Origin of the sequence: Psychroflexus sediminis (assembly GCF_900099815.1) — a bacterium.
Lineage (GTDB): Bacteria > Bacteroidota > Bacteroidia > Flavobacteriales > Flavobacteriaceae > Psychroflexus > Psychroflexus sediminis.
On sequence record NZ_FNCW01000004.1, the window covers coordinates 152,841 to 176,359 of the forward strand.

General features: G+C 39.5%; 28 protein-coding genes. 5 read left to right on the forward strand and 23 right to left on the reverse strand.

Annotated elements, in window-relative coordinates; all coding sequences use genetic code 11:
* Positions 1-37 precede the first annotated feature (37 nt).
* The 23 genes from BLP81_RS05155 to alaS form a co-directional block, all read right to left on the reverse strand.
* Positions 38-379, reverse strand: coding sequence for a four helix bundle protein (locus BLP81_RS05155; protein WP_262501424.1), 342 nt, complete (start codon positions 377-379; stop codon positions 38-40).
* A gap of 111 nt (positions 380-490) precedes the next feature.
* On the reverse strand, positions 491-1,243 hold the full coding sequence (locus tag BLP81_RS05160; RefSeq protein ID WP_093366564.1) for an enoyl-CoA hydratase/isomerase family protein: 753 nt from the start codon (positions 1,241-1,243) through the stop codon (positions 491-493).
* Positions 1,244-1,344: 101 nt separating this feature from the next.
* Positions 1,345-3,855, reverse strand: a complete 2,511-nt coding sequence (gene paaZ / locus BLP81_RS05165; protein ID WP_093366899.1) for a phenylacetic acid degradation bifunctional protein PaaZ — start codon at positions 3,853-3,855, stop codon at positions 1,345-1,347.
* A gap of 16 nt (positions 3,856-3,871) precedes the next feature.
* The gene (locus BLP81_RS05170) at positions 3,872-4,204 is read right to left on the reverse strand and encodes a type II toxin-antitoxin system PemK/MazF family toxin (protein WP_093366566.1); all 333 of its coding nucleotides are present in this window, start codon (positions 4,202-4,204) and stop codon (positions 3,872-3,874) included.
* Entirely contained in the window at positions 4,201-4,446 is a 246-nt protein-coding gene (locus BLP81_RS05175; RefSeq protein WP_093366569.1) for a CopG family transcriptional regulator, read from the reverse strand. The genes BLP81_RS05170 and BLP81_RS05175 overlap by 4 nt, the downstream gene beginning before the upstream one ends.
* A gap of 183 nt (positions 4,447-4,629) precedes the next feature.
* Positions 4,630-5,832, reverse strand: coding sequence for a 3-oxoadipyl-CoA thiolase (pcaF, locus tag BLP81_RS05180; RefSeq protein WP_093366902.1), 1,203 nt, complete (start codon positions 5,830-5,832; stop codon positions 4,630-4,632).
* 207 nt (positions 5,833-6,039) lie between these two features.
* A complete protein-coding gene (locus tag BLP81_RS05185; protein ID WP_093366570.1) occupies positions 6,040-6,456 on the reverse strand; it encodes a PaaI family thioesterase in 417 nt (138 codons plus the stop codon).
* 121 nt (positions 6,457-6,577) lie between these two features.
* Entirely contained in the window at positions 6,578-6,859 is a 282-nt protein-coding gene (locus tag BLP81_RS05190) for a four helix bundle protein (RefSeq protein ID WP_317039067.1), read from the reverse strand.
* Positions 6,860-6,938: 79 nt separating this feature from the next.
* Positions 6,939-8,111 (reverse strand): 3-hydroxyacyl-CoA dehydrogenase NAD-binding domain-containing protein, encoded by a 1,173-nt coding sequence (locus BLP81_RS05195; protein WP_093366573.1) that lies wholly within the window; start codon positions 8,109-8,111, stop codon positions 6,939-6,941.
* A 67-nt stretch (positions 8,112-8,178) separates the two neighbouring features.
* Positions 8,179-8,544 (reverse strand): four helix bundle protein, encoded by a 366-nt coding sequence (locus BLP81_RS05200; protein ID WP_093366575.1) that lies wholly within the window; start codon positions 8,542-8,544, stop codon positions 8,179-8,181.
* Between the two features lie 51 nt (positions 8,545-8,595).
* Positions 8,596-9,378, reverse strand: coding sequence for an enoyl-CoA hydratase-related protein (locus BLP81_RS05205; RefSeq protein WP_093366578.1), 783 nt, complete (start codon positions 9,376-9,378; stop codon positions 8,596-8,598).
* A 12-nt stretch (positions 9,379-9,390) separates the two neighbouring features.
* Positions 9,391-9,687, reverse strand: a complete 297-nt coding sequence (locus tag BLP81_RS05210) for a hypothetical protein (RefSeq protein WP_093366580.1) — start codon at positions 9,685-9,687, stop codon at positions 9,391-9,393.
* Complete coding sequence (paaD, locus tag BLP81_RS05215) at positions 9,675-10,175, reverse strand: 1,2-phenylacetyl-CoA epoxidase subunit PaaD (protein WP_093366582.1); 501 nt, start codon at positions 10,173-10,175, stop codon at positions 9,675-9,677. Before paaD ends, BLP81_RS05210 begins: the two co-directional genes overlap by 13 nt.
* Positions 10,176-10,292: 117 nt before the next feature.
* Complete coding sequence (paaC, locus tag BLP81_RS05220; RefSeq protein ID WP_093366585.1) at positions 10,293-11,048, reverse strand: 1,2-phenylacetyl-CoA epoxidase subunit PaaC; 756 nt, start codon at positions 11,046-11,048, stop codon at positions 10,293-10,295.
* A 39-nt stretch (positions 11,049-11,087) separates the two neighbouring features.
* Positions 11,088-11,372 (reverse strand): 1,2-phenylacetyl-CoA epoxidase subunit PaaB, encoded by a 285-nt coding sequence (gene paaB / locus BLP81_RS05225; protein ID WP_093366588.1) that lies wholly within the window; start codon positions 11,370-11,372, stop codon positions 11,088-11,090.
* Between the two features lie 161 nt (positions 11,373-11,533).
* Positions 11,534-12,493, reverse strand: a complete 960-nt coding sequence (gene paaA / locus BLP81_RS05230; RefSeq protein ID WP_394330527.1) for a 1,2-phenylacetyl-CoA epoxidase subunit PaaA — start codon at positions 12,491-12,493, stop codon at positions 11,534-11,536.
* A 33-nt stretch (positions 12,494-12,526) separates the two neighbouring features.
* Positions 12,527-13,600, reverse strand: coding sequence for a 2Fe-2S iron-sulfur cluster-binding protein (locus BLP81_RS05235; RefSeq protein WP_093366596.1), 1,074 nt, complete (start codon positions 13,598-13,600; stop codon positions 12,527-12,529).
* Positions 13,601-13,693: 93 nt separating this feature from the next.
* A complete protein-coding gene (locus tag BLP81_RS05240; RefSeq protein ID WP_093366598.1) occupies positions 13,694-14,254 on the reverse strand; it encodes a nitroreductase family protein in 561 nt (186 codons plus the stop codon).
* Between the two features lie 4 nt (positions 14,255-14,258).
* Positions 14,259-15,407, reverse strand: coding sequence for a DegT/DnrJ/EryC1/StrS family aminotransferase (locus tag BLP81_RS05245; protein WP_093366600.1), 1,149 nt, complete (start codon positions 15,405-15,407; stop codon positions 14,259-14,261).
* A 9-nt stretch (positions 15,408-15,416) separates the two neighbouring features.
* Entirely contained in the window at positions 15,417-15,983 is a 567-nt protein-coding gene (locus BLP81_RS05250) for a sugar transferase (RefSeq protein WP_093366603.1), read from the reverse strand.
* Positions 15,984-16,051: 68 nt separating this feature from the next.
* Positions 16,052-16,615 (reverse strand): TetR/AcrR family transcriptional regulator, encoded by a 564-nt coding sequence (locus BLP81_RS05255; protein WP_093366606.1) that lies wholly within the window; start codon positions 16,613-16,615, stop codon positions 16,052-16,054.
* Positions 16,612-17,571 (reverse strand): GSCFA domain-containing protein, encoded by a 960-nt coding sequence (locus tag BLP81_RS05260; RefSeq protein ID WP_093366609.1) that lies wholly within the window; start codon positions 17,569-17,571, stop codon positions 16,612-16,614. The genes BLP81_RS05255 and BLP81_RS05260 overlap by 4 nt, the downstream gene beginning before the upstream one ends.
* Position 17,572: 1 nt before the next feature.
* A complete protein-coding gene (gene alaS, locus BLP81_RS05265; RefSeq protein WP_093366612.1) occupies positions 17,573-20,203 on the reverse strand; it encodes an alanine--tRNA ligase in 2,631 nt (876 codons plus the stop codon).
* A gap of 110 nt (positions 20,204-20,313) precedes the next feature.
* On the opposite strand from alaS, the gene BLP81_RS05270 reads away from it, so the two are divergent.
* From BLP81_RS05270 to BLP81_RS05290, 5 genes are read left to right on the forward strand one after another with little or no spacing between them, the layout of a single operon-like run.
* Positions 20,314-21,288 (forward strand): M23 family metallopeptidase, encoded by a 975-nt coding sequence (locus BLP81_RS05270; protein ID WP_093366615.1) that lies wholly within the window; start codon positions 20,314-20,316, stop codon positions 21,286-21,288.
* Positions 21,288-21,617: a MerR family transcriptional regulator gene (locus BLP81_RS05275; protein WP_093366618.1), complete on the forward strand. Its 330-nt coding sequence runs from the start codon at positions 21,288-21,290 to the stop codon at positions 21,615-21,617. Before BLP81_RS05270 ends, BLP81_RS05275 begins: the two co-directional genes overlap by 1 nt.
* 15 nt (positions 21,618-21,632) lie before the next feature.
* Positions 21,633-22,232: a LemA family protein gene (locus tag BLP81_RS05280; protein ID WP_093366621.1), complete on the forward strand. Its 600-nt coding sequence runs from the start codon at positions 21,633-21,635 to the stop codon at positions 22,230-22,232.
* A 12-nt stretch (positions 22,233-22,244) separates the two neighbouring features.
* Positions 22,245-22,679 carry a TPM domain-containing protein gene (locus BLP81_RS05285; RefSeq protein ID WP_093366624.1) on the forward strand — a complete coding sequence of 145 codons (435 nt, stop codon included), beginning with the start codon at positions 22,245-22,247 and terminating at the stop codon, positions 22,677-22,679.
* A 3-nt stretch (positions 22,680-22,682) separates the two neighbouring features.
* Positions 22,683-23,501, forward strand: a complete 819-nt coding sequence (locus BLP81_RS05290; RefSeq protein WP_093366625.1) for a TPM domain-containing protein — start codon at positions 22,683-22,685, stop codon at positions 23,499-23,501.
* Positions 23,502-23,519: the final 18 nt, after the last annotated feature.

Below are 23,519 nucleotides of genomic sequence, written 5' to 3' on the forward strand. Positions count from 1 at the left end.
GGTTGTAGCGGGTAGAGCATACCAATTAATATATTGACTAATTATCTTTACTTTTTATATATTTCATTAAAGAAGATAGCATTTTATTAATTTCAACAAGATAACCTCTATTGATTTCATATTCGTCAAAAGAAATATAGTTTCTTCTATAAGCTTTTGTCGATGCAGATACACATTCTCTTGAACTGTTCCTTGCAATTCTCAAATAATTTAAAAAGCTAGCATCAGAACCACCAGAACCTTCTGCTATATTAAAAGCGATCAAATCTGCTGCACGAGCAAATTGTGATGAAAGCCTATAATCTTCAATTTTTGGGAATCTTTTGATCTGATTGTAAACTATTTCACCAAATTCCATTGCCTTTTGATATACATTCAAGTCCTCAAAATTAAAGTGATATCTACTTTTCAAAATATTTAGAATGTTTAAAAAAAATAAAATTAGTGATTTTTAATAACCATTTACTTTTCTCTAAATACTACCCTCTAATCACTTAAACCTCTTCAGTTTCTCTTTCGTAAACGAGCTCAACACCAGTTTCCCGCTGATTTTTGCGCGTTCTATCAACAGCTCATCCCAGTCTTCAGTGCCTCGCCAGAACATTTGTTTCATATGCTTCACGGCTTCAGGGTTATATTCACATAGATTTTTAGCAAATTCTGAAACGGCTATATCCAGCTCTTCAGTGGTCTCATAAACATTTGCAAACAAACCTTTATCCCTGGCCCATTCAGCCGAATAAAAGGTGTTGGCGTCTATCGCGATCTGTGACATTCCGCTTACACCCAGTTTTCGCTCCACAGCCGGACCCACCACAAACGGGCCTATGCCTAAATTCAGTTCACTTAATTTGATGGCTGCAAATTTCGTTGCCATGCAATAATCCATAGATGAGGCTAGGCCTACGCCGCCGCCAACGGTTTTTCCCTGGACGCGACCAATGATGAATTTTGGGCATGTACGCATGGCGTTAATGACATTGGCAAATCCACTGAAGAACTGCTCTCCGGTTTTTTCATCTTCAATAGAAATCAGTTCTTTAAAGCTGGCACCAGCACAGAAGGTACGCTCTCCTCCTGACTTCACTATAATCACAAGGACATTATCATCTTGTCCGACTTCAGTTATCGTTTCTGCCAACTCGGCCAGAATATCGCTGGGCAGAGAATTATGTGCCGGATGAAAGAATTCTACCGTTGCTATCCTGTCCTGAATATCTTTTTTAACGTAAGGTTTTGTCATAATTTATTCTATTTCTCAATCGATTTCGAATGTCCTTCAAAACTAATGATTGTTAGTATGATTCACAATTGGATTAAGTATGGATTTAAGATAATGCATGATTAAATCAACCCAAACTGCTCAAAATGATGATTGAAATGTTTTCGATTTAATAGTTTCCATTCAAAAGCTGTCAGCTCTCCAAAGACAGCATTTTTAGTTGTGGCATCGGGATGTTCTCTAAAGAAAACTACAAAAGTGTCATAGGCTTCCAGCAGTGCTTTTTTGGCTTCATCGAGATTCTCATGCTGCAACACCTCAAGCCCGTCTTTTTTCATCAAAGGCATCTTGTAGCCTTTTGGCATTTTCTCGTAATTGTACAAGGTTTCCTGTACCTTTTCGAGATGCTCCTCCGGTGTAGCAACTTCAAAATCTGAAATTTCTTCTGTAGCTATTTTCAAAGTCATTTCCAAATGCTCCAGCATATGCTGTGGTGTCATCATTCCCCATTGAGGCTGACTTTCTTCTGAAAGTGCTTTTAGCTTGCTTTCAACAAAATCTCTATCGATGTCATGAAACGTAGTCTGCTTCTTCTGGACCATCGTCAGGATGGTAGCGATGGCGACCAGTTTATCATCTTCTTCGACGGCTTCCGTATCGAATACCTCCACATACCATTTCACAATGCCGCTTGGAAGCTCCTTTCCTTTTTGATCTCTGTCCACCTTTTCTTTACAGGTCAGTCGCACATGAATCGTATCGTTGTGATACAGCGGTCTCAAAAATCGGATTTCTTCCAGGCCATAGTTGGCTGCAACCGGACCTTTGTTCGGGTATACAAACAATCCAGCGGCGGCTGAGATAATAAAATAACCGTGTGCGGTCCGCTGCTCAAAAATGCTGCCTTCTAAGGAAGTAATATCAGTGTGTGCATAAAAATGATCCCAGGTGAGGTTCCCAAAATTAATGATGTCGGTATCAGTCAAGGTTCGGTTATGGGTTTTTAAGGACATCCCCGGCTGAATGTCTTCCCAGTGATAAGCAAACGGATGCTTTTCAGTTTCTTTATACTTAGCTTTGGGCTGATAAATTCCTGTGATTTCAGTCAGGGTCGTCGGACTTCCCTGTATGGCACAACGCTGCATAAAGTGTTTGATGCCGCGTTTTCCTCCCATTTCTTCTCCACCACCTGCTCGTCCGGGGCCACCATGGACCAGATTTGGCAATGGCGAACCATGTCCTGTACTCTGCTTGGCAGATTCTCGATTAATGCACATAATCCTTCCGTGATGAGATGCTGCTTTGAGCGTATAATCACGCGCTATAGTATCATCATTGGTAAATATGGAACTCACCAGAGAACCCTTTCCTTTTTTGGAAAGCTGGATGGCTTCCTCTAAGGATTTATAAGGCATCAGTGTACTTACAGGACCAAAAGCTTCTGTAACATGAGCGGCTTCATTTTTGAAAGGCTCATGTTCTCTCATCAAAATGGGCTTCACAAAAGCTCCTTTGTCAAATTCAGCATTGAGGGTTTCCACAGCATTAAAGTCGCCATAGACTATTTCTGCTGTTTTTGAAATTTGATCAACTGCTTTTTTAACGGCTTCCACCTGTTTTTTATCGATTAAGCTACCCATACGTACCTCCTTCAGTCTCGGATCGCCAAGTGTGACTTTATCCAAAGCTTTGCCTAAAGCGATTTGTACATCTTCAATTAAAGACTCAGGAACGATAGCACGCCGAATAGCCGTACATTTCTGACCGCATTTTACCGTCATTTCATTTCGCACCTCACGAATGAACAAATCAAATTCTGGCGTTCCGGGAACGGCGTCCTCTCCCAGGATTGAAGCATTCAACGAGTCCGCTTCCATCGTAAAAGGAACGGATTCCTCAAGCAGTCTCGGGTGACTTTTCAATAGTCGGCCCGTCGTTGCTGAACCTGTAAAGGTCACTATATCCTGAGATTCGACATGGTCTAAAATGCTTTTTTCGGTTCCTGAAATCAGCTGTAAAGCGCCTTCCGGTAAAATTCCGGAAGCGATGATTTCCTTGACTACCGCCTCGGTTAAGTAAGCCGACTGCGGTGCCGGCAGAACTACGGCAGGAACACCCGCCATCCAGTTCACCGCGCATTTCTCCAGCATTCCCCACACAGGGAAGTTAAAGGCATTGATATGCACCGCTACTCCTTCTTTAGGCACCAGAATATGATGGGCCATAAATCGTCCGCCATGCGACAAATCAATAGGATCCCCTTCCACATCAAAAGGCTGATTGGGAAACAATTTTCGCAACGAAGCATTGGCAAACAAATTTCCAAAACCCCCGTCGATATCAAACCACGAATCCCGCTTGGTAGCTCCCGTACGGTAACTCAGTTCATAGAAGGCTCTTTTTTTCTTTTGAAGATAGAAAGCTAAGGATTTCAGCATATTGCCGCGTTCCTGGAAAGTCATTTTCCGGAGTGTATCCCCCTTTTCACGACCATAGGCCAGGACCTCAGGAATATTGAACCCCTCTACATTTATAGAAGTGAAATGTTCTCCGGTAATGGAATCACAAATCGGCTGATCTTCACCTTTTCCCTGAGTCCATTGGCCTTGTATATAACTTTGTGTGGTTTGCATGTTTAGTATTTTATGATCAATATTTAATGATTTTTTCAAGATTTTCGATTACCACGCCCATTTCAGAAACATTCAAATGACCCAGCTTTTTCTTGAACCTTTCTTTAGAAATAGATCTTACATGTACGGACATTACCTCAGATTTTCTTTTCAATCCGTTACGCCCATTTGGATTTACGATAAGATTACCATGATAATTCTTAAGTTTGGAGGTTAAAGGACAAACTATCACGGTATTCAAATGTTTATTAGCCAAATTTCCAGAAATAACTACCGCAGGGCGCCGTCCACTTTGTTCACTCCCGAGAGCAGGATCAAGAAAAACCTCCCAAATTTCTCCTTTTTTCATTCTTTATCAAATTCCTTTAATAGCTCAAAATAGTCAGCCATGCCTTCTTCAGCCATCGCAATCATATCTGGATCATTAGCCATCCTTTTGTAGGATTTTTCATAAGCTGCCCTATCGAGTTGCTCCAAATAAATATTCAATGCTCTTTCTATAATTTTATTTTTAGGCATTTTCAAATTAGAAGAAGCTTTAGCTAGCTTATCTAACAAATCATCTGGTAGTGAAGATGTAAATGTCGTCATGATTATAGTTTTATCAAATATAATAATTATTTACATATCATATTTATAAAACATAAATACAAAAAACTAATTTAAATCACATTCTCAATCACAGCAGCATAGCCCTGTCCAACGCGAACGCATCCCAAATCGCAATGCTCTCGGGACTTTACCGAATCATTACATTCACGGCACTCAGCATGGCTAAACTCTTTCAATAATAGCAGCGTAACCCTGTCCTACTCCAACACACATAGTTATTAATGCGTATTTTTTATTGGTTAACTGAAGCTGAAGTGCTGCCGTATAGGCTAACCGGGTTCCGGTAACACCCAAGGGGTGACCAATCGCAATCGCACCACCATTCGGGTTTATTCTCGGATCATCATCGTTCAATCCCCAGGCCCTGATACAGGCTAAAGATTGAGCGGCAAAAGCTTCATTCAGCTCGATGATATCCATATCTTCCATTTTCAAACCAGCTTTTGCCAGAGCTTTATTGGAAGCCTCCACTGGTCCAATGCCCATAATCCTTGGCTCTACACCTACTACTGCCGAACTTAAAATTTTCGCAATAGGCTTCAAATTATAGGCATCAATAGCCTTTTGTGAGGCTACAATGGTAGCGGCTGCGCCATCGTTTAGTCCTGAAGAATTCCCGGCAGTCACGCTCCCCTCTTTCCTAAAGGCTGGTCTAAGTTTACCTAAGACTTCCAGTTTAGTTTGAGGTTTTACAAACTCATCCTGAGCAAAAACCAGATCCTCCTGCTTCCGCCTTGGAATATTTACTGCGATAATCTCTTTCGCCAGACGTCCATTTTCCTGAGCCTTACTGGCTTTCCTTTGCGAGTGATAGGCAAACGCATCCTGATCTTCACGCGAAATTTCATGAATATCGACCAGATTTTCTGCCGTCAATCCCATGCCGTCGGTGCCGTACATCTCATGCATTTTGGGATTGACAAACCGCCACCCGAAACTCGTGTCGTACATTTTAGCATCATTACCAAAAGCCGAAGAGGGTTTTGCAATAGCGTAAGGACCTCGTGTCATGTGCTCCACTCCACCAGCGATAAACAATTCACCATCTCCCGCTTTTATCGCTCGATTGGCATGAATAATAGCCGAAAGTCCACTACTACACAATCTGTTGACGGTTTCTCCAGGCACAGAGTGTGGCAAACCCGCCAATAGCGAGCACATTCGGGCTACATTCCGGTTATCTTCTCCAGCCTGATTGGCACAGCCTAAAATGACATCATCAAAAGCTTCCTTGGGGATAGATGGGTTTCTTCTCAAAATTTCTTTGATCACCAAAGCGCCCAGATCATCTGCTCTCACTGGCGAAAGCGTCCCTTTATAGTTCCCAATTGGTGTTCGTATCCCGTCTATAATGTATGCGTCCATAGTTAATTTGTTTATTATTTTGGGCGTTAACAGGCTTTTCGTTTCAAGTCCTCTTCTGGAGATGGCTTTCACAAACTTTCCCATGAGCTCCTTTCAGTCGCTTTGGCAAAGCTGTTTCAGCTCAACACCTACTATCCGGGCTTTCCACTGCAACCTGCCTGCCGGCAGGCAGGTACCTAACGCAAATTCGTTTTCAATTTAATGTTTTTAGTCATTAGTTAAGTCCCACTCTTTTGAAGTTCTATACACCACCCCTTTAAAAAGGGCTACAATTTCTTCTCCTCGCTTTACTTCAACATAATGAAATCCAAGTCTATTTTTAGTCACCTCAACAGTCGATTCTGCCGTAATATAATCATCGACTCCGAGAGCTTCAATATGATTGATAGACGTTTCGATAGACACTGCATACTTCCCGTAAGTATTGGCTGCAAAACCAAAAGCCGTATCAGCTAAAGCATAAGTAATACCTCCATGTGCTTTCTGCATCGAATTTAGCATCTCTGGTCGTATCTTCAAACCCACTTTGCATTTCCCCAAACTCACTTCCAAAATTTCAATTCCCAGCCAGGTGCTGAAGGGATCTTGGGAGAGCATCTTTTTAGGTATTAGGTTGTAGGACATAGGTTAAGTTTTAGGTCATTTTATTTGCTTCTTATTCTTTTTGAAATTGAAGCACGTAAGCTGCTAATCATTTCAGCCAACTCAACTAAGTATTCGCGATTTGTTTCATTAGTCTCTTGACTCATATAGTTTCTTTGGAAAGCTTTGTACTGCAAGACACACATTCATGTAAGCTGTGATAAGCATTTCCAAGATAATTATAAAATTGTTTATCTGTTCCAGCTGAGCCTTCTGCGATATTTAAAGCTATGGAATCACTCGCTCTTTTGAATTGGGAAGTCAATTTGAATCGCTCTTCTCTAGGAAAACTTTTCGTTTGCTGATGAACAACTTCACCAAACTCCATTGCTTTTTGATAGACTTTCAAATCCTCAAATTTAAAATGATACTTGAAATTCTTCATTTCTTAACTATTTTTCCTACTACCTAACACCCCTCTCCTACAACCTCCCACCTAAACCCTATCACCTAAAACCTTCTATTTAAAACCTCCCACCTTCCTTCGCCATCTTCCTCAACAGAGGACTACACCGGTATCTGTCTTCTCTATAGATATCGTAAAGGTGATCCATTTGTTCTACGCACCAAGTTATACCTTTTTCATTAGCCCATTTTAAAAGTCCCTTAGGATAATTCACGCCTTTGGTCATCGCCAGATCAATGTCTTTGGCCGAGGCAATGCTTAAGAATAAAGCATCTGCTGCCTCATTGATAAGCATAACCAATACGCGATCAAAAATCTTCTGACCCATTTCTCGATCTTTTACAGGAGCTGCTTTTTGAGCATTTCCGTCATAATTATAAAACCCTTTTCCTGACTTGCGGCCTAAATAGCCTGCCTCCTCAAAGCGCTTCTGAGTAAAAGAAGGTTTATATCTTGGATCGTAGTAAAAGGCTTTGAATACAATTTCAGTCACTGTATAATTCACATCGTTACCAATAAAATCCATCAACTGAAAAGGCCCCATTTTAAAACTGCCAAATTCTTTCATCGCCCAATCAATCGTTGCGAAACCAGCTTCTCCTTCGGGAACACCTGCAAAACGCTCTTCGTATATTCTTAAGGCTTCACCATAGAACGGACGTGCGACTCGATTCACAATAAAGCCAGGGGTATCCTGAGCTTTTACGGGGACTTTCTTCCAGTCCTGAATCGTTGAAAAGACCTTATCAAAAACCTCCTGAGACGTTTGTACTGCAGGCACAATTTCTACCAAAGGCATCAATGGCGCTGGATTGAAAAAGTGAACCCCAATACATCGCTCTGGGTACTCCAAAGCTGAAGCGATAGAAGCTATTGATAAAGAAGAAGTATTGCTGGCGATAATTGCTTCTTTACTTTGATAGCTTTCGAGCTCCTTAAACACCTTTTGCTTAATTTCCAGATTTTCAATGATGGCTTCTATGGTTAAGTCAGCCTTGGCAAGGGACTTTAAGTTTTCCTCATAGGAGATATTAGACTGAATCCTGTTTTTTTCGGTTTCATCGATTCTTCCTTTTTCAATCAATCGGTTTAATATGTTCTCCAAAGCCTGTTTGGCTTTATCCAAGGCTTCCCGTTTTGTATCGTAAAGCTGGACCTGGCAACCCGCCGTTGCCGCGACCTGTGCAATGCCGCTTCCCATGGTGCCGCTTCCTATTATGGCTACTTTCATTAATATTTTGTATTTATTATTTCAAAATTGTTATTTCAAATTTTTAAGTTCCTTTTAAAGTGATTTTTTATTTCAATCCATTTTTCTTTTTAGAAGTAGCAATGCTTTTTGAAAAGATCTTAATTAATTCTTCCGCTTCTTCTATTAAAGTTTTAATTGATTCAGTTTCGTGATATAATTCAGATTTCTGTTGAATAAGCAAATTTGTTTTAGACTCTTTTAATTCTTTTAAACAAATTTGCATCTTGAAGATATAATCTTTGAATGATGAACCTCCAAGGGCTTCAGAATAATTTAAAGCCACACTTGTTGAAGATCTGATTAACTGACTATTCATATGCTCAGAGGCAAACGACTTCTGTGCTTTATTCGTTAGTTTAATGCATTCTACTGCAAAATCTATTAATCTGTTTTCTAATTCCGAAGCTGTCATAATTAGTTATTTAAAATTTGAAATAAAAAATAATGAATTTAAATTTTGAAATTAATGTCCTTTAAACTTCGCCTCTCTCTTCTCCATAAATGCGGATACCCCTTCTTCATAATCTTCTGTATTGGCGGCGGCGATTTGGTATTCAGACTCCAGAGCGAGTTGATCTTCAAGTGAATTGTTGAAAGACTTGTTCAGTGCTTTTTTGGTATAAGCCAAAGCTTTGGTTGGCATTTTGGCCAGCTTTTCAGCTAACTGCTCTACTTCAGCCTGGTAGGTTTCTGCTGAAAAATATTTATAAATCATCCCCATGCGTTCTGCTTCCACGGCATCCACCTTATCCCCTAGCATAGCTAAAGCAGAGGCTCTCTGAAAACCGATAAGTCTGGGGAGGAAAAAGGTTCCGGCCGAATCGGGTATCAGTCCAATTTTTGAAAAGGCCTGTATAAAACTGGCTTGTTCGATGGCAACAACAATATCGCAAGCTAAAGCGATGTTGGCTCCTGCACCAGCAGCTACCCCATTGACAGCAGCGATGACCGGTTTTTCGATATTTCGAATTCTGGTTATGATAGGATTGTAATGATCCTCCAATATTTGCTTAAAGCCAGGATGCTGGTCCGGATCTGTAATTTCCTGGATATCCTGACCTGCACAAAAAGCTTTTCCTTCCCCAGTTAAAACGATAGCTCTTACCTCATCGTTTCGGATGCAGTCATCAAGGGTTTTCTGCAAAGCAAAAGCCATTTCCCGATTGAAACTGTTGAATTTACGGGGTCTATTAAAACTGATGTAAGCAACCTGATTTTGAATAGTGAGTAATATACTGGAATCCATAAGTTTATATTTTTAGTGATTTTTAAGCTGAAAAGTTACAAAATTAGGATGTAAAACCTCTTTGAAATGAGATTGACTCAGCTTTAATCCATCTAAGTGATCTTTACCGAAAGTGCTGAAAAACAAATCCCAGGAATAAGCCCCGGTTAGGGATTGAAGCATATGTTGGAGCTCTTCTTCCGTCTGCTTCAGCAGTGGAAGAAAGCGACTGCCGAAAGCCTGCCTGCGTTCCTTGGAAAGGCAGGCCTGACCCTCGTCCCCAATGCTATGGGGATGGGGTAACCGCCAAAAAGAACTTAGATAAGACATTTAAAATAATCGAAGGTTTCTTCGCAGTCCTCGCATTTAAACATCGCCTTGCAGGCCGTGGAGCCAAACTGACTTACCAACCTCGTGTTTTTGGATTCGCATTGCGGGCAAGGAATGACGCGCTTGTTACCTAGCAGGGCGTCTTTGTCTGACGTCGCGTCCATGGGAGGAGCGATACCGTAATCCTTGAGTGCTTTTTTGCCCTCTTCAGTCATCCAGTCTGTGGTCCAGGCAGGTGATAAAATGAGTTTAACTTGAGGGGTGTAGCCGTGTTTTGTGAGCTCGGTTTTGATATCGTCACCGATGACATCCATAGCAGGGCATCCGCTGTAGGTAGGCGTAATTTCAACTTTAACCTCTTTATTGGGCAATATTTTTGCGGAACGAACAACGCCTAAATCGATAATAGACAATACAGGAATCTCAGGATCGGGAACCGATTTCAGAATCTCATGTAACTCACTATCTATGTCTACGTCCTGCGTCATAAGTTAGTTATTGGTTGTTAGCTTTTTTGTGGATAGTTATTGGTAACTCAATTAATTCAAGGCTCTTTCTCTAGTATCAAATATTGAACTTCTAATATCTAATTTCTAACCTCTACTCTACCACTTCATATCTGGATAGGTTCTCTGCATATACTGCATATCTGATAGTATAAAACCCATATGCTCCGTGTGAATTCCATTTTTTCCTCCTTTCTGAAAATATTTTACATCTGGAATATTTAGTGTAGCTTCTTTGAGTAAAGCAGTTATCGTCTCGTAGTAGGCTGTTTTAAAAATTGTCACATCAACACCGTAGCCTGCTTCTGCCACTTTCTTATCATGGTCTGTCATATGAAATAGCTCGTCGGTATATACCCACAAATCATCAACCGCTTTCTGAGCTTTCTGCTTGCTTTCCTCCGTTCCATCGCCCAGTCTTTTGAGCCAGTCTCCGGAAAAACGCTTGTGATAAGACACTTCCTTCAGGCTTTTTTTAGCGATCGCCTGAAAATTAACGTTTTTTGAATTTTCTAATTCCTTCAAAAGCATAAAATGGAAAACGTCAAAGAAATATTGTCTCACAATGATATAGGCAAAATCCGTGTTGGGTTGCTCGACCAACAGCACATTTTTGTACTCGCGCTCTGTTCTTAAAAAGGCAACATCATCTTCGGTTATATCTTTTGAGGAAAGTTCGGCAACGTACTGGTAGTAACTTCGAGTCTGGCCCAGTAAATCCAGAGCCATATTGGTCATGGCAATATCCGTTTCGAGGGTTGGTCCATGACCACAAAGTTCAGAAATCCGCTGACCTAAAATCAGAGAGTTATCGGCAATCCCGTAGATATATTGAATTAAATTTTCGTTTGTCATGTACTTAAATCTTTAAAATTAGAATAGCCTGTTTACCCACTACATATGCTCTATGTCGTCTGGCAATTCGTAAAATGTAGGGTGGCGATAAGCTTTGTCGGCTGCAGGCTCAAACATTTCTCCATTTTCATCTGGATTTGAGGCCTTTATATTTTTGGATTCTACCACCCAAATGCTTACACCTTCACTGCGTCTTGTGTAAACATCTCTTGCATTTTTAAGAGCCATATCGGCATCTGGAGCATGTAAACTCCCGAAGTGGCGGTGTTCCAGTCCATTTTTACTTCTAACGAAAACTTCCCAAAGTGGCCAGTTTTTTTTCATAGTATTTGTTTTTTATAGTCGTGAGCCTGCCAGCGTTCCTTGGCTAAGGCAGGTCGTGAGTCAAAATTAAAAATTATTCTCTTTTCTCTTTTTTCTCTCCTCACTCCTCTTTGATCTCAATACACCTTACTTTGTACTTCTTACTTTGTACTTCTTACTTATCATACCGCTTCTTTTACTTCTTTTTCAGTTTGTTTGTCTGCGTAAGCAATGGCTGCATCTCTTACCCATTCACCCTTATCCCAGGCATTTTTTCTGGCTGAAATACGTTCTTTATTGCACATGCCGTGACCTTTAACAACCTGCCAAAACTCTTCCCAGTCGATTTCTCCAAAGTCATAATGACCGGTTTCATTATTGTATTTCAAGTCTTCATCCGGTACTTTAAGGCCAAGAATATCAGCCTGAGGAACCGTTTGGTCTATAAACTGCTGACGTAATTCGTCATTGGTTTTACGTTTTAATTTCCATTTCATGGACTGTTCTGTATGCGTAGACTCGTCATCTGTAGGGCCAAGCATCATTAATGAGGGCCACCACCAACGGTTTAACGCATCCTGTGCCATATCTTTTTGTTCCTGGGTTCCGTTGCAAAGCGTCATCATGATTTCATAGCCCTGTCTTTGGTGGAAACTCTCTTCCTTACAAACCCTTACCATAGCTCTGGCATAAGGTCCAAAAGAGGTACTGCACAAGGGCACCTGATTGATGATTGCTGCACCGTCGACCAACCAGCCAATCGCTCCTATATCTGCCCAAGTAAGTGTTGGATAATTGAAAATACTTGAATATTTAGCCTTTCCTGAATGCAGTTGATGGTATAGTTCCTCTCTGGAAATTCCCAGAGTTTCACAGGCAGAATATAGATAAAGTCCGTGTCCGGCCTCATCCTGAACTTTTGCCAGCAGGGCTACCTTTCTTCTTAAAGAAGGTGCTCTGGTAATCCAGTTTCCTTCCGGCAGCATCCCGACAATTTCGGAATGCGCATGCTGGGAAATTTGACGAATATGTGTTTTTCTATATTTCTCCGGCATCCAGTCTTTTGGCTCGATTTTTTCATCACGAGCAATCTTTGCTTCAAAAATATCTTCTAAGCTTTTCATCTGTTCTTTTTCTTTCATATTTTCCATAGTAGCTTATTTTTTCAAATTTTATTAAACGTCAAAATCAACAGTTACTTTATCTGTAGTTGGTACAGATTGACAACTCAGTACCAGATTTTGAGCAACTTCGTGTTTTTCTAGAGCGTAATTCACTTTCATTTCCACATTTCCTTCCATTACCCGGCATTTACAGGTGCTGCAAACACCACCTTTACAGGCGAAAGGGAGATCTGCTCCGGCAGCTAAGGCTGCATCCAAAATATTATCATAGGCTTTGTCCATCGCAAAATGAAATTCCTTTCCTCCATCCAAAATAGTGATTTGAGTCCCGTCCTTTCGTTTAGCCAGAGCTTCTTCGGTTCGTTTTTTGTCCTCTTCTGAAAGTCCTGAAACAAACAATTCAAAATGAATTTTATCTTCGCCCAAACCAAGTGAAGTTAACTCGTCACGGATCATAAAAATCATCTGTTCAGGTCCACAGACAAAAACATCACTTATTTCTTCGAGGTCAAAAACTGTATTGGCTAAAGCCCGTATTTTTTCAGGAGTAAACCTCCCGTTTAGCAATTCAATATCGCGTTGTTCTCTGGTTAAAAAATAGAAAATCTCAAATCTTCCGAAGTAACGATTTCTAATTTGCTCAATTTCTTCCTTGAAGATAATGGATTTAGCATTCTTATTCAAGTAAAAAAGCTTACAATTTGCCTGAGGCTCCATAGCCAGATGCGTTTTTATCATCGATAAAATGGGTGTAATCCCACTTCCTGCGGCAAAAAATAAATAGGTTTTATCGGAATCCTGCTGTATATCAACACCAAAATCACCACTAGGTGGCATTACTTCCAAAATATCATCTGCCTTCAACTTGTGATTCACATAGGTAGAAAATTTACCTTCATAAATCTGTTTAACAGCTACTTTCCACTCTTCATCTACTGGACTGGAACAAAGCGAATAGGACCTTCTTACATCCTCACCGTCGATGTCTTTTTTTAAGGTGAGATGCTGACCTGGATTGTATTTGAAATCTGGTTTCAAATCTTCAGGAATATCAAAAGTGACTACAGAACAATCTTCTGTTTCTTTGTAGACATCCTTGACTTTAATCGGAAAAAAACTCGGCATTTATTACTGATTTAATAACAAAACTAACGTTTGTTAGTTTAGGTTTTAAAAAATTGGTGTTAAATTATTGAAGCCGGATAACATATTGGTGGCTTAGAGGTAATATTCAACCTTAGCTTCTATCGGCGTCTTGCGTTCACCTTCTTCAGGTTCGCCATCATATTTCCCCATATAGAAAAATCCTAAACAAGATTCTCCTTCCTTTAAATTGAAAAAATCACTAACCAGGTCTTTATAAGAGGGTGAGCTCCAGTAAGCTCCAATATGCAGTTCGGTACAGGCCAGCCAGATGTTTTGCACGGCAATAGCTACAGCAGAAATCTCCTCCCATTCCGGAGGCTGTCCATTCGGACTTCTTTGCATACAGATAGCAATTACTGTATGAGATTCTTCAAACTTGGAGACTATTTTTTTTCTTTTGAATGCCGAAGGCTTGGCCTCAGCTTCAGCGTTTTTATCAGCAAGAAAATCTGCTAATTTTAACTTAGCACCCCCCTGCACAACCTTAAAACGCCAAGGCTCGGTCTTTTTATGAGTAGGAGCCCAGTTGGCTGAAGACAGGATTTTATCTAATTCTTCCTTAAGAATAGGCTCCTTGTTATACTGTTTTGGAAAGACGGATCTTCTTTTTTTTATAAGCTCAAATAGGTCCATAGTTTTATTTTTTAAATAGTTCCAGAATAGCAGATTTTATGCGTTTTCTATCCGGGTCCTCCAGGTTTGATCCTGAGGGTAAACAAAGTCCGTTTTCAAATAATTCTTCAGCGACATTTGTACCATAATAAGGCCTGTCTGCAAATACTGGCTGGAGATGCATGGGTTTCCAAAGTGGCCGGCTTTCAATATTATAAGTTTCAAGATGCAATCGCATTTGCTCTCTATCGATACCTTGAGTCTTACTTGGATTTACCAGAATTGCCGTCAACCAATGATTGCTGAAATAATCTTCTGAAGGCTCGGTCAGCACCGTAATACCATCGATTTTCGCAAAAATTTCTTGATAAAATTGATGCATCTCTCTTCTCAGGGCTACATGTTTTTCTAGAACTAACATCTGTCCACGTCCAATTCCAGCAGAAACATTACTCATTCTATAATTGAATCCAATTTCGGAATGTTGATAATGTGGGGCGTCATCCCTGGCTTGGGTAGAATAAAAAACAGCTCTTTTTTTTGTTGGTTGAGACTTACAAACCAAAGCACCACCTCCCGACGTCGTTATAATTTTATTTCCATTGAAAGACAGTGCGGCAAAATCTCCGAAACTTCCGCATTTTTGAGACTTGTAAGTTGACCCGAGAGATTCGGCAGCGTCTTCAATAATGGGTATATTATATTTCGCGGCCACTGCAGCAACTTCTTCAATTAAGTAAGGCATACCGTAGAGATGCACTGGAATAATGGCTTTGGGAGTTTTACCTTTATCTAGTCTATCCAAAATTGCCGTTTCCAGAGCTTTCGGACAGATATTCCATGTTGATGGCTCACTATCTACAAAAACTGGGCTAGCGCCTTGGTACATAATTGGGTTAGCTGAACCACAAAAGGTAAAGCTTTGACATATTACTTCATCACCTTCAGATACTCCCAGTTGAACTAATGCTAAATGAATTGCTGCAGTACCGCTACTCAATACAGCGATATGCTTATCGTTTCCTATATAATTTTCAAGATCAGATTCAAAGCCATTAAGGTTAGGGCCTAAAGGAGCTATCCAGTTTTCCCTAAAAGCTTTGGCTACAAACTCCTCTTCCTGACCTCCCATATGTGGTGAGGATAACCAGATTTTTGATAATGCTGAACTCATAAAAATAGATTAGCGATGCAGGGGTAAAAGTATTGTTTTTAAAAGGATTTTGAAATCAAACAGAAGCGAAACGTTTCTGTAATAGTAAAGATTTAATTTGACTTTTTCAGGAAAAATAACCTCATCATTATACCTTAATTTATCTTTCTGCTGACTTAATATATATTCTTCGTTTATAAATTTGAGAGAAGCATAGCCAGTTATACCGGGTTTAAGTTGTAGAATCTGACGCTCACCTCCTTTTAACAAATCGTAATATCCTGGAATATCCGGCCTCGGCCCTACCAGGCTCATTTCACCTTTTAAAACATTGATCAACTGTGGCAGTTCATCAATTTTTGTTTTACGTAACAATTTAAGTAATGAATTGGACTGACCCTTTTCTTTAATAGTCTTAAATTTAAAAACAGTGAACAGGTTTCCGAATTGTCCAACCCGCTTTTGAAAAAAAATGGGGTTTGCTTTATGCACATATAGAAGTAAAGCCCAGATTAAAATCAGAAATGGACTTAGGAGCAAAAGCCCGATAAAACTCAAAATAAAATCTAAAAAAGGCTTTATAAACTTTAAATACATCCGACTAAAATAAACAAAGCTTTGGGAATTTAAATGACTTTATTAAAGCGAAAACTCACTTTGACAATTTATTTGATGACCCCTCTTAAAAGAATTTCAGTAATATCATTTCTTAGCTGTTCACCATCGATACCACTGCGTTTTCTATACCAAGAGTGTAGTGTTCTCAAGGTCGATAAGATTGAAAAAAGAACAATCTCAGTGTTTTTGGACCCAATTTCTCCAGCATTAACCCCTTGATTGATTATATCACGTAAATCCTGTTCGTAAGCATTACGCAGTTTCAAAAATTCTTCAAAGTGAATTCCCTCCAAATGCAACCAGTCATTATTCACTATGGCGATGGCTTCCGGATTTTCCAAAGTAATAAGGATATGATGATTAATCACCGCTTCCAGTTGGGTTTTGGTATCAGCACCCAGACTTTTAACCTGCTCCATCTCTTTGGTAAAAAAATGGGCAACATCCAAAACTATCTCAGCTAGAATTTCTTCCTTGGAACTGATATGATTGTACAAACTCGCTGCTTTAAAATCCATTGATTTAGCAAGATCGCGCATACTTACAGACCTGTAGCCTCGTTCTCTGAACAAAACTTTTGCAGCTTTAATAATTTCCTCTCGTCTTGTCATAGGTTTTCAAAACTCATAAAAGGATATTTTTTCACCAATTCCTCTTTTAATTTAGACTGATACGCTTTTAGTTTATCAAAAGCATCTCCGTGAGTCTGGGTCTGTCGGTGAGCTAAAGTCTTTTGAAGTTTTTCAACCTTTAGCATATCCTCAAAAACTGATTCGGAGATAAAAGTCGATTTAAACTTATGCCAAATCATATCCACAGCTAAGGCATTGGGATGAATCAAATCTCGATCATAAAATCGGTAATCCCGGAATTCATCTATCATCAATTCATAAGATGGAAAATAATCATATGAGGTTGAATTTTCTTCTAAAACCTCATGTAAAGCCGCTATTAGATGCGCTTTACTTCTTTGATTCTCCTGGATTCCATCTTTGATATGCCTCACAGGTGAAATTGTAAAAACCAGTTTTATATGTGGTTTCAGCTTTTCAAAACTACTAGTAAGATGATTTAAAATGCTCTTCAAGTCATCTATTGACGTCAATTGTTTTGTAAAATCATCCTGGGGCCGCTTATGACAATTGGCGACTCCTTGCCCGGTGGATTTATTTCTGTAGATAAATGAAGTGCCCAGCGTTATAATAATATGAGAGGCTTCCCGACATGCCATATTGAGTTCTTTTTTTGCTGAATTTAAGGCAGCTAAAATTTCTGCCTTCGAATTTCTGCTTAATCTCGAATGAGAGAAAAAAGAATGCCATTGATCATTGTGCAGAAAAATATCGTCTGCAGTAAATTCTTCATCCTTAGCGGCCTTTTCAACCACATTTAAAATAGCTTCCGGATGAAATAAAATACCAAAAGGGTTACTCGTCACCTCAAATTTGAAGTAATCTAATTTCGAACTGATGTGCTCCGCAAAACAGGATCCCAGACACAAGACCTTAGAATCATAATCTATGGGATAAGATGTTTTTTTAAGAGCTACCTCAGTTGATAATTTCATGCTAGCCTTCGGTTGATTTTTGCTCCACGATGGATTTTGCTTCTTCAAGAGCTTTTGGTATTCCGTCAGGATTTTTACCTCCAGCTGTAGCAAAAAAGGCCTGTCCTCCTCCACCCCCCTGGATGTGTTGACCTAAAGATTTAATGATTTTACCAGCATTCCACCCTTCAGTTTCCACCAATGATTTAGAAATATAGCAAGCCAACAGAGCTTTCCCCTGGGCTTCAGAACCCAGAACGATGAAGACATTATCCTGCTCACCTCCAATTTGAAAAGCCAAATCTTTCATAGCCCCGGCGTCAAGATCGACTCTTTGAGAGACAAAGTTTATCCCTCCTATTTCTTTAAATTCAGACTGTAATTCAGTTTTAATTTGCTTTAGCTTCAGTTGATTCAGTTGTTCAACTTCCCGTTTCAGATTTAGATTTTCTTCCTGAAGAGATTCTACAGACTTTAGAACATTCTGCGGCTGATTCAGAACAGACTTTACCGAATCCAAAATTTGAGATTCTTTGGTTAAAAATACTTTAGCAGCTTCAGACGTGATGGCTTCTATGCGTCTTATTCCAGAAGCTACTGAAGATTCATTTTTGATAATGAAATGCCAGAGGTTTGACGTATTATTCACGTGAGTTCCACCGCATAACTCCATAGAATTACCAAATTTCACCAGCCTTACCTTATCGCCGTATTTTTCCCCGAAAAGAGCAATTGCTCCTTTTTCGATAGCTGCATCATAAGCGATTTGACGTTCTTCTTCAAAAGATAAACTCTCTTCAATCCTGGAATTGACAAAATTTTCTACAGCCTCCACTTCTTCCTCGGTCAGTTTTGAGAAATGAGAAAAATCAAATCTTAAATAATCTGGCTGGACCATAGAGCCCTTTTGTTCAACATGCGTCCCCAAAACCTGTCGTAAAGCCTGATGTAACAGGTGTGTTGCTGTATGATTGGCCGCTGTTTTTCGTCTGAGATTAACGTCTACTTTGGCTGTGAATTCTTCGTCAGGAGCTTTTGGTAAAGTCTTAGAAATATGAATGATTTGGTTATTCTCTTTCTTGGTATCAAGAATATACACTTTATTTCCATCACTAAACTCCAAAACTCCCTTATCACCAACCTGACCTCCGCCTTCGGGATAAAATGGTGTTTTGTTCAATACCAGTTGGTATTGAACACCCTCTTTTTTGGAAGTAACTTGCCTATATTTTATAAGATGAGTATGAGCCTGAGTTTGATCGTAACCAACAAACTCTCCTGTTTCCTTAAGATTTACTTCCGTCCAATCGCCAGAGCTGGTTTGCGCAGCATCTTTGGACCTTCTTTTCTGCTTGTCCAATTCTTTATGAAAAGCTTCAAAATCTAAATCGTATCCTTTTTCACTCAGTATGAGATTGGTCAAATCAATGGGAAATCCAAAGGTGTCGTAAAGTTCAAAAGCCTTTTGACCGCTTATGGTTTTGGATGAAGCGTCCTGCATCAGATTATCTAACAGACCAAGACCTTGTTCTAAGGTCCTCAAGAAGGATTTCTCTTCTTCACGAATTACATTTTTACAGAGTTCTGCTTGGGTTAAAATTTCAGGAAAAGCTTCTCCCATCTGCTTTGCCAACACATTAACAAGTTGATATATAAAAGCTGTTTTAACATCCAAGAAGGTGAATCCGTAACGGATTGCTCTCCTTAAAATTCTTCGAATCACATAGCCTGCTCCGGTGCTACTTGGCAACTGTCCGTCGGCGATAGCAAAAGCAACAGCTCTCACGTGATCTGCAATCACTCTTATAGCGATATCCGTTTCTTCGGTAGTGCCATAGGTTTTGCCAGTGATGTTTTCTATTTCTTGAATAAGTGGCGTAAACACATCGGTATCATAATTGGAAGTTTTGTCCTGCATCACCATGCATAAACGCTCAAAGCCCATTCCCGTGTCAACATGCTTGGAAGGAAGCGTTTCCAGGCTTCCGTTTGCTCTGCGGTTATATTGTATAAAAACGAGGTTCCAGATTTCCACGACTTGAGGGTGATCTTGGTTTACTAAATCCTTACCAGGTGTTTTAGCTTTTTCTTCATCCGTTCGTATATCCACGTGAATCTCTGAAGCCGGCCCGCAAGGACCCTGATCACCCATTTCCCAGAAATTGTCTTTTTTGTTTCCTAATAAAATCCTGTCTTCTTTGACCAGTTTCTTCCAGAACTCATAGGCTTCGGTGTCTTTTTGCAAAGCATCAGCCTCGTCACCTTCAAAAATGGTAACGTATAAATTATCCGTATTGATTTTTAAAACTTCGGTTAAAAATTCCCAGGCCCATTCTATAGCTTCTTTCTTAAAGTAATCGCCAAAACTCCAGTTCCCCAACATTTCAAACATGGTATGGTGGTAGGTGTCTTTACCCACTTCCTCAAGGTCATTGTGTTTTCCGCTTACTCTTAAGCATTTTTGAGAGTTGGTGACACGAGTATATTTAGGTTCAGAATTACCCAGGAAATAGGATTTGAACTGATTCATCCCCGCATTGGTAAACATTAAAGTAGGATCGTCCTTGAGTACAATGGGTGCTGAATCTACTTTGGCGTGAGATTTGCTTTCAAAAAATTCTAAAAATTGACGTCGAAGAAGTTTAGAGTTCATAAAGTCTGTTCTGAATTTATTTTAAGGTGTTTCAAATTTAAGCTATATTTGTTAGTTCCAAAATAGTAGTTTGAAACCCTTTCGGCGCAAAAATACTATAAAATTAAAGAATGAGTAAAGTAAAATATTACTACGACAGCGAAACTTTATCCTATCGGAAAATCGAACCGAAAAAAGGAAAAAGCTTTGCTTTATTCACCTTATTTATATTGGGTATTATTGCTATGAGTTTTGTCTTAGCGCTTATTTACCTTAATATTCCGAATTTAGAAACTCCAAAAGAAAGAGCTTATAAAAGAGAGATTGAAAACATGAGATTTCAATATGAGCTTTTGAATAAAAGAATGGGAAATGTGGTGGATGTTTTAGAGAATGTGGAGGATCGTGACAATAATATTTACAGGGTTTATTTTGAAGCAAATCCTATATCTGAAGAACAGCGCAAATCTGGATTTGGAGGGATTAACCGATACAAAAACCTGGAAGGTTACGAAAATTCTGAAATTATTGCGGAAACTACCAAAAATCTGGATCAATTATCCAAACGACTGGTTATCCAGTCTAAATCATTGGATGAGATCGCAGAATTAGCAAAAAACAAAGAAGCGCTATTAGCTTCTATTCCAGCTATTCAGCCTGTAAAAAACGATGACTTAAAGAAAATGGCTTCAGGCTTTGGAATACGCATGCATCCCATTTTAAAATACAGAAAGATGCACAACGGAATGGATTTTTCTGCTACTACAAATACAGAAGTCTTTGCCACGGGAAATGCTGTGGTAAAAAAAGCACGTCGAACCAGCGGTTTTGGAAATTTGATTGTCCTTGACCATGGTTTTGGATATGAAACCTATTATGCCCACTTGAATGAATTTAAGGTCAAACCCGGGCAAAAGGTAAAACGCGGAGAAATTATTGGCTATGTAGGAAATACCGGTCTTTCCACAGCTCCACATTTACATTATGAAGTCCATAAAAACGGAAGAGTGGTGAATCCTATAAATTTCTATCATGGCGATCTGACAGCAGAAGAATATGACATCATGTTAAACCAATCTGCCCTTGAAAACCAATCTCTAGACTGATGAAACAACAGCTTGGAGAAAAACTTTACTATTCCATCGGAGAAGTCGCCAAAGTTTTTGATGTAAATGCTTCTCTTATTCGATTTTGGGAAAAAGAATTTGATGAAATCCAGCCCAAAAAAAACACAAAAGGAAATAGAAAGTTCACCCAGGATGACTTAAAAACCATAGATTTTATCTACCATTTGGTAAAAGAACGTGGATTTACTTTAGAGGGTGCAAAAACGCATTTACGCGAAGACAAAAAAGAAACGCTTTCAAAATTTGAACTGATAAGCAAATTGAAAGCTATTAAATCTGAACTTATCGCAATCAAAAATCAACTTTAATAAAATCAAAAGAGTATGAAAAAGTGGTTAATTCCCCTTGTAATAATCCTTGTCGTAGGGTTTGGCTTCTATAGCTGGACTAAAGGATTTAATAATACCGCAGTAACTTTAAGAGAAGAAGCTAAAACTGCCTGGAGCAATGTTGAAAGTGCTTACCAGCGCAGAAACGACCTTATTGGAAATTTGGTAAAAACAGTACAGGGTGCTGCAGATTTTGAGAGAAATACATTGACAGAAGTTATCGAAGCAAGAGCCAAAGCCACTTCAGTAAACATCAATGCCGATAACCTTACTGAAGAAAACATAAAGCAATATGAACAAGCACAAGGTGGCTTAAACTCTGCTTTATCCAGATTGCTGGTGAGCGTAGAACGTTATCCCGACTTAAAATCCAATCAAAATTTCATGAATCTCCAGACCCAACTTGAAGGTACCGAGAATAGAATCAATGTCGAAAGAAATCGCTACAATTCTGCTGTTGGAGAATACAATACACATATAAAAGTATTTCCAAACTCCATTTTTGCAGGTTGGTTTGGCTTTGAGGAAATGTCCAGATATTCTGCCGATGAAGGTTCTGAAGATGCAAAGGAAGTAGAATTTGACTTTAATTAAACCCATTTTGTTATGAAAGTATCCGAATTTATAAACCCAGCAGAAGAGCATGATATCGTTGAAGCCATTAAAGAAGCAGAACTCAATACTTCCGGAGAAATTCGAGTACATATAGAACACAAATGTCCTAAGGATAGATTTGAAAGGGCTTTGGAAATTTTCGAAAAGCTGGAAATGCATAAAACGGAACTTTCCAATGGCGTTTTGATTTACGTCGCGATAGATGATCATCAGTTGGTGATCTTAGGAGATAAAGGGATAAATGAGGTCGTACCCAAAGGTTTTTGGGAAAGTACCAGAGATGAAATCTTAAGCCAGTTTAAGCATCAGCATTTTAAAAGAGGTCTTGTCAATGGCATACTGGAAGCAGGCAAGCAGCTCAAGCAGCACTTCCCCTATCAATCTGATGATACCAACGAATTGGATAACGAAATTTCTAAAGGATAATTTATGAAGTCATTACAAGGATTAGTTTTACTCAGCATACTCACGCTATTAGGTTTCAGTTTTACTGGATTTTCACAGATTGAAATTCCGGAAAAGCCATCCAAAGAAATGGCGGTTTATGATGCTGCTGATCTACTTGAGGAAGCAGAAGAACAAAAGCTTAGACAAAAGCTGGAAACCTATGCCGATACAACTTCTACTCAAATCGTGGTAGCTACCATCAATTCCCTTAACGGTGAATATATTGGCACTTACGCTGCAGAGTGGGGACAAAAATGGGGAATAGGTCAGCAAAAGGAAGACAATGGGTTACTTATTCTAATAGCAAAGAAAGAAGCTAAGATTTGGTTTTCAACAGGCTATGGCTTAGAACCTTATCTGACGGATGCCACCAGTAAAACCATCATTGAAAACATCATTCTTCCAGAATTTAGAAAAGCCAATTATTATGAAGGAGTAGACCAGGGCACTTCTGCTGTGTTTGATGTATTTGCTGGAAAATTCGATGCGTCTCAATTGAAAAAATCCAATAATAGCAAAGATGTGGGCTGGGGTTTTGCCATTTTCCCTTTACTCATTTTTATAGTTATCATCATTTTTATTTTAAGAAGAAATAAAGGTGGTGGTTCTGGAAAAGGCAATAATAATCGTCGTGGAGGTCCAGACTTTCTCGATTTCCTTATTCTGGGAAGTATGGGAAGAAGTATGGGAGGCGGTAGTTTTGGCGGCGGATCTTCTGGTGGCTTTGGCGGCGGTGGCGGCTTTAGTGGAGGCTTCGGCGGAGGTGGCTTTGGCGGAGGCGGTGCTGGCGGAAGCTGGTAATAAAAGCTACCGCGCCTA

What these genes read in the sequence shown, in the direction of transcription:
- paaA (WP_394330527.1), bottom strand. Translation starts at nt 12,493, where the DNA reads ATGAAAGAAAAAGAACAGATGAAAAGCTTAGAAGATATTTTTGAAGCA.
- BLP81_RS05190 (WP_317039067.1), bottom strand. Translation starts at nt 6,859, where the DNA reads ATGAAGAATTTCAAGTATCATTTTAAATTTGAGGATTTGAAAGTCTAT.
- BLP81_RS05250 (WP_093366603.1), bottom strand. Translation starts at nt 15,983, where the DNA reads ATGTATTTAAAGTTTATAAAGCCTTTTTTAGATTTTATTTTGAGTTTT.
- paaC (WP_093366585.1), bottom strand. Translation starts at nt 11,048, where the DNA reads ATGACAAACGAAAATTTAATTCAATATATCTACGGGATTGCCGATAAC.
- BLP81_RS05205 (WP_093366578.1), bottom strand. Translation starts at nt 9,378, where the DNA reads ATGGATTCCAGTATATTACTCACTATTCAAAATCAGGTTGCTTACATC.
- BLP81_RS05245 (WP_093366600.1), bottom strand. Translation starts at nt 15,407, where the DNA reads ATGAGTTCAGCATTATCAAAAATCTGGTTATCCTCACCACATATGGGA.
- paaD (WP_093366582.1), bottom strand. Translation starts at nt 10,175, where the DNA reads ATGACGCAGGACGTAGACATAGATAGTGAGTTACATGAGATTCTGAAA.
- BLP81_RS05290 (WP_093366625.1), top strand. Translation starts at nt 22,683, where the DNA reads ATGAAGTCATTACAAGGATTAGTTTTACTCAGCATACTCACGCTATTA.
- BLP81_RS05195 (WP_093366573.1), bottom strand. Translation starts at nt 8,111, where the DNA reads ATGAAAGTAGCCATAATAGGAAGCGGCACCATGGGAAGCGGCATTGCA.
- BLP81_RS05255 (WP_093366606.1), bottom strand. Translation starts at nt 16,615, where the DNA reads ATGACAAGACGAGAGGAAATTATTAAAGCTGCAAAAGTTTTGTTCAGA.
- paaB (WP_093366588.1), bottom strand. Translation starts at nt 11,372, where the DNA reads ATGAAAAAAAACTGGCCACTTTGGGAAGTTTTCGTTAGAAGTAAAAAT.
- BLP81_RS05175 (WP_093366569.1), bottom strand. Translation starts at nt 4,446, where the DNA reads ATGACGACATTTACATCTTCACTACCAGATGATTTGTTAGATAAGCTA.
- paaZ (WP_093366899.1), bottom strand. Translation starts at nt 3,855, where the DNA reads ATGCAAACCACACAAAGTTATATACAAGGCCAATGGACTCAGGGAAAA.
- BLP81_RS05160 (WP_093366564.1), bottom strand. Translation starts at nt 1,243, where the DNA reads ATGACAAAACCTTACGTTAAAAAAGATATTCAGGACAGGATAGCAACG.
- BLP81_RS05275 (WP_093366618.1), top strand. Translation starts at nt 21,288, where the DNA reads ATGAAACAACAGCTTGGAGAAAAACTTTACTATTCCATCGGAGAAGTC.
- BLP81_RS05280 (WP_093366621.1), top strand. Translation starts at nt 21,633, where the DNA reads ATGAAAAAGTGGTTAATTCCCCTTGTAATAATCCTTGTCGTAGGGTTT.
- BLP81_RS05235 (WP_093366596.1), bottom strand. Translation starts at nt 13,600, where the DNA reads ATGCCGAGTTTTTTTCCGATTAAAGTCAAGGATGTCTACAAAGAAACA.
- BLP81_RS05240 (WP_093366598.1), bottom strand. Translation starts at nt 14,254, where the DNA reads ATGGACCTATTTGAGCTTATAAAAAAAAGAAGATCCGTCTTTCCAAAA.
- BLP81_RS05260 (WP_093366609.1), bottom strand. Translation starts at nt 17,571, where the DNA reads ATGAAATTATCAACTGAGGTAGCTCTTAAAAAAACATCTTATCCCATA.
- BLP81_RS05210 (WP_093366580.1), bottom strand. Translation starts at nt 9,687, where the DNA reads ATGTCTTATCTAAGTTCTTTTTGGCGGTTACCCCATCCCCATAGCATT.
- BLP81_RS05270 (WP_093366615.1), top strand. Translation starts at nt 20,314, where the DNA reads ATGAGTAAAGTAAAATATTACTACGACAGCGAAACTTTATCCTATCGG.
- BLP81_RS05200 (WP_093366575.1), bottom strand. Translation starts at nt 8,544, where the DNA reads ATGACAGCTTCGGAATTAGAAAACAGATTAATAGATTTTGCAGTAGAA.
- pcaF (WP_093366902.1), bottom strand. Translation starts at nt 5,832, where the DNA reads ATGGACGCATACATTATAGACGGGATACGAACACCAATTGGGAACTAT.
- BLP81_RS05185 (WP_093366570.1), bottom strand. Translation starts at nt 6,456, where the DNA reads ATGTCCTACAACCTAATACCTAAAAAGATGCTCTCCCAAGATCCCTTC.
- BLP81_RS05170 (WP_093366566.1), bottom strand. Translation starts at nt 4,204, where the DNA reads ATGAAAAAAGGAGAAATTTGGGAGGTTTTTCTTGATCCTGCTCTCGGG.
- BLP81_RS05285 (WP_093366624.1), top strand. Translation starts at nt 22,245, where the DNA reads ATGAAAGTATCCGAATTTATAAACCCAGCAGAAGAGCATGATATCGTT.
- alaS (WP_093366612.1), bottom strand. Translation starts at nt 20,203, where the DNA reads ATGAACTCTAAACTTCTTCGACGTCAATTTTTAGAATTTTTTGAAAGC.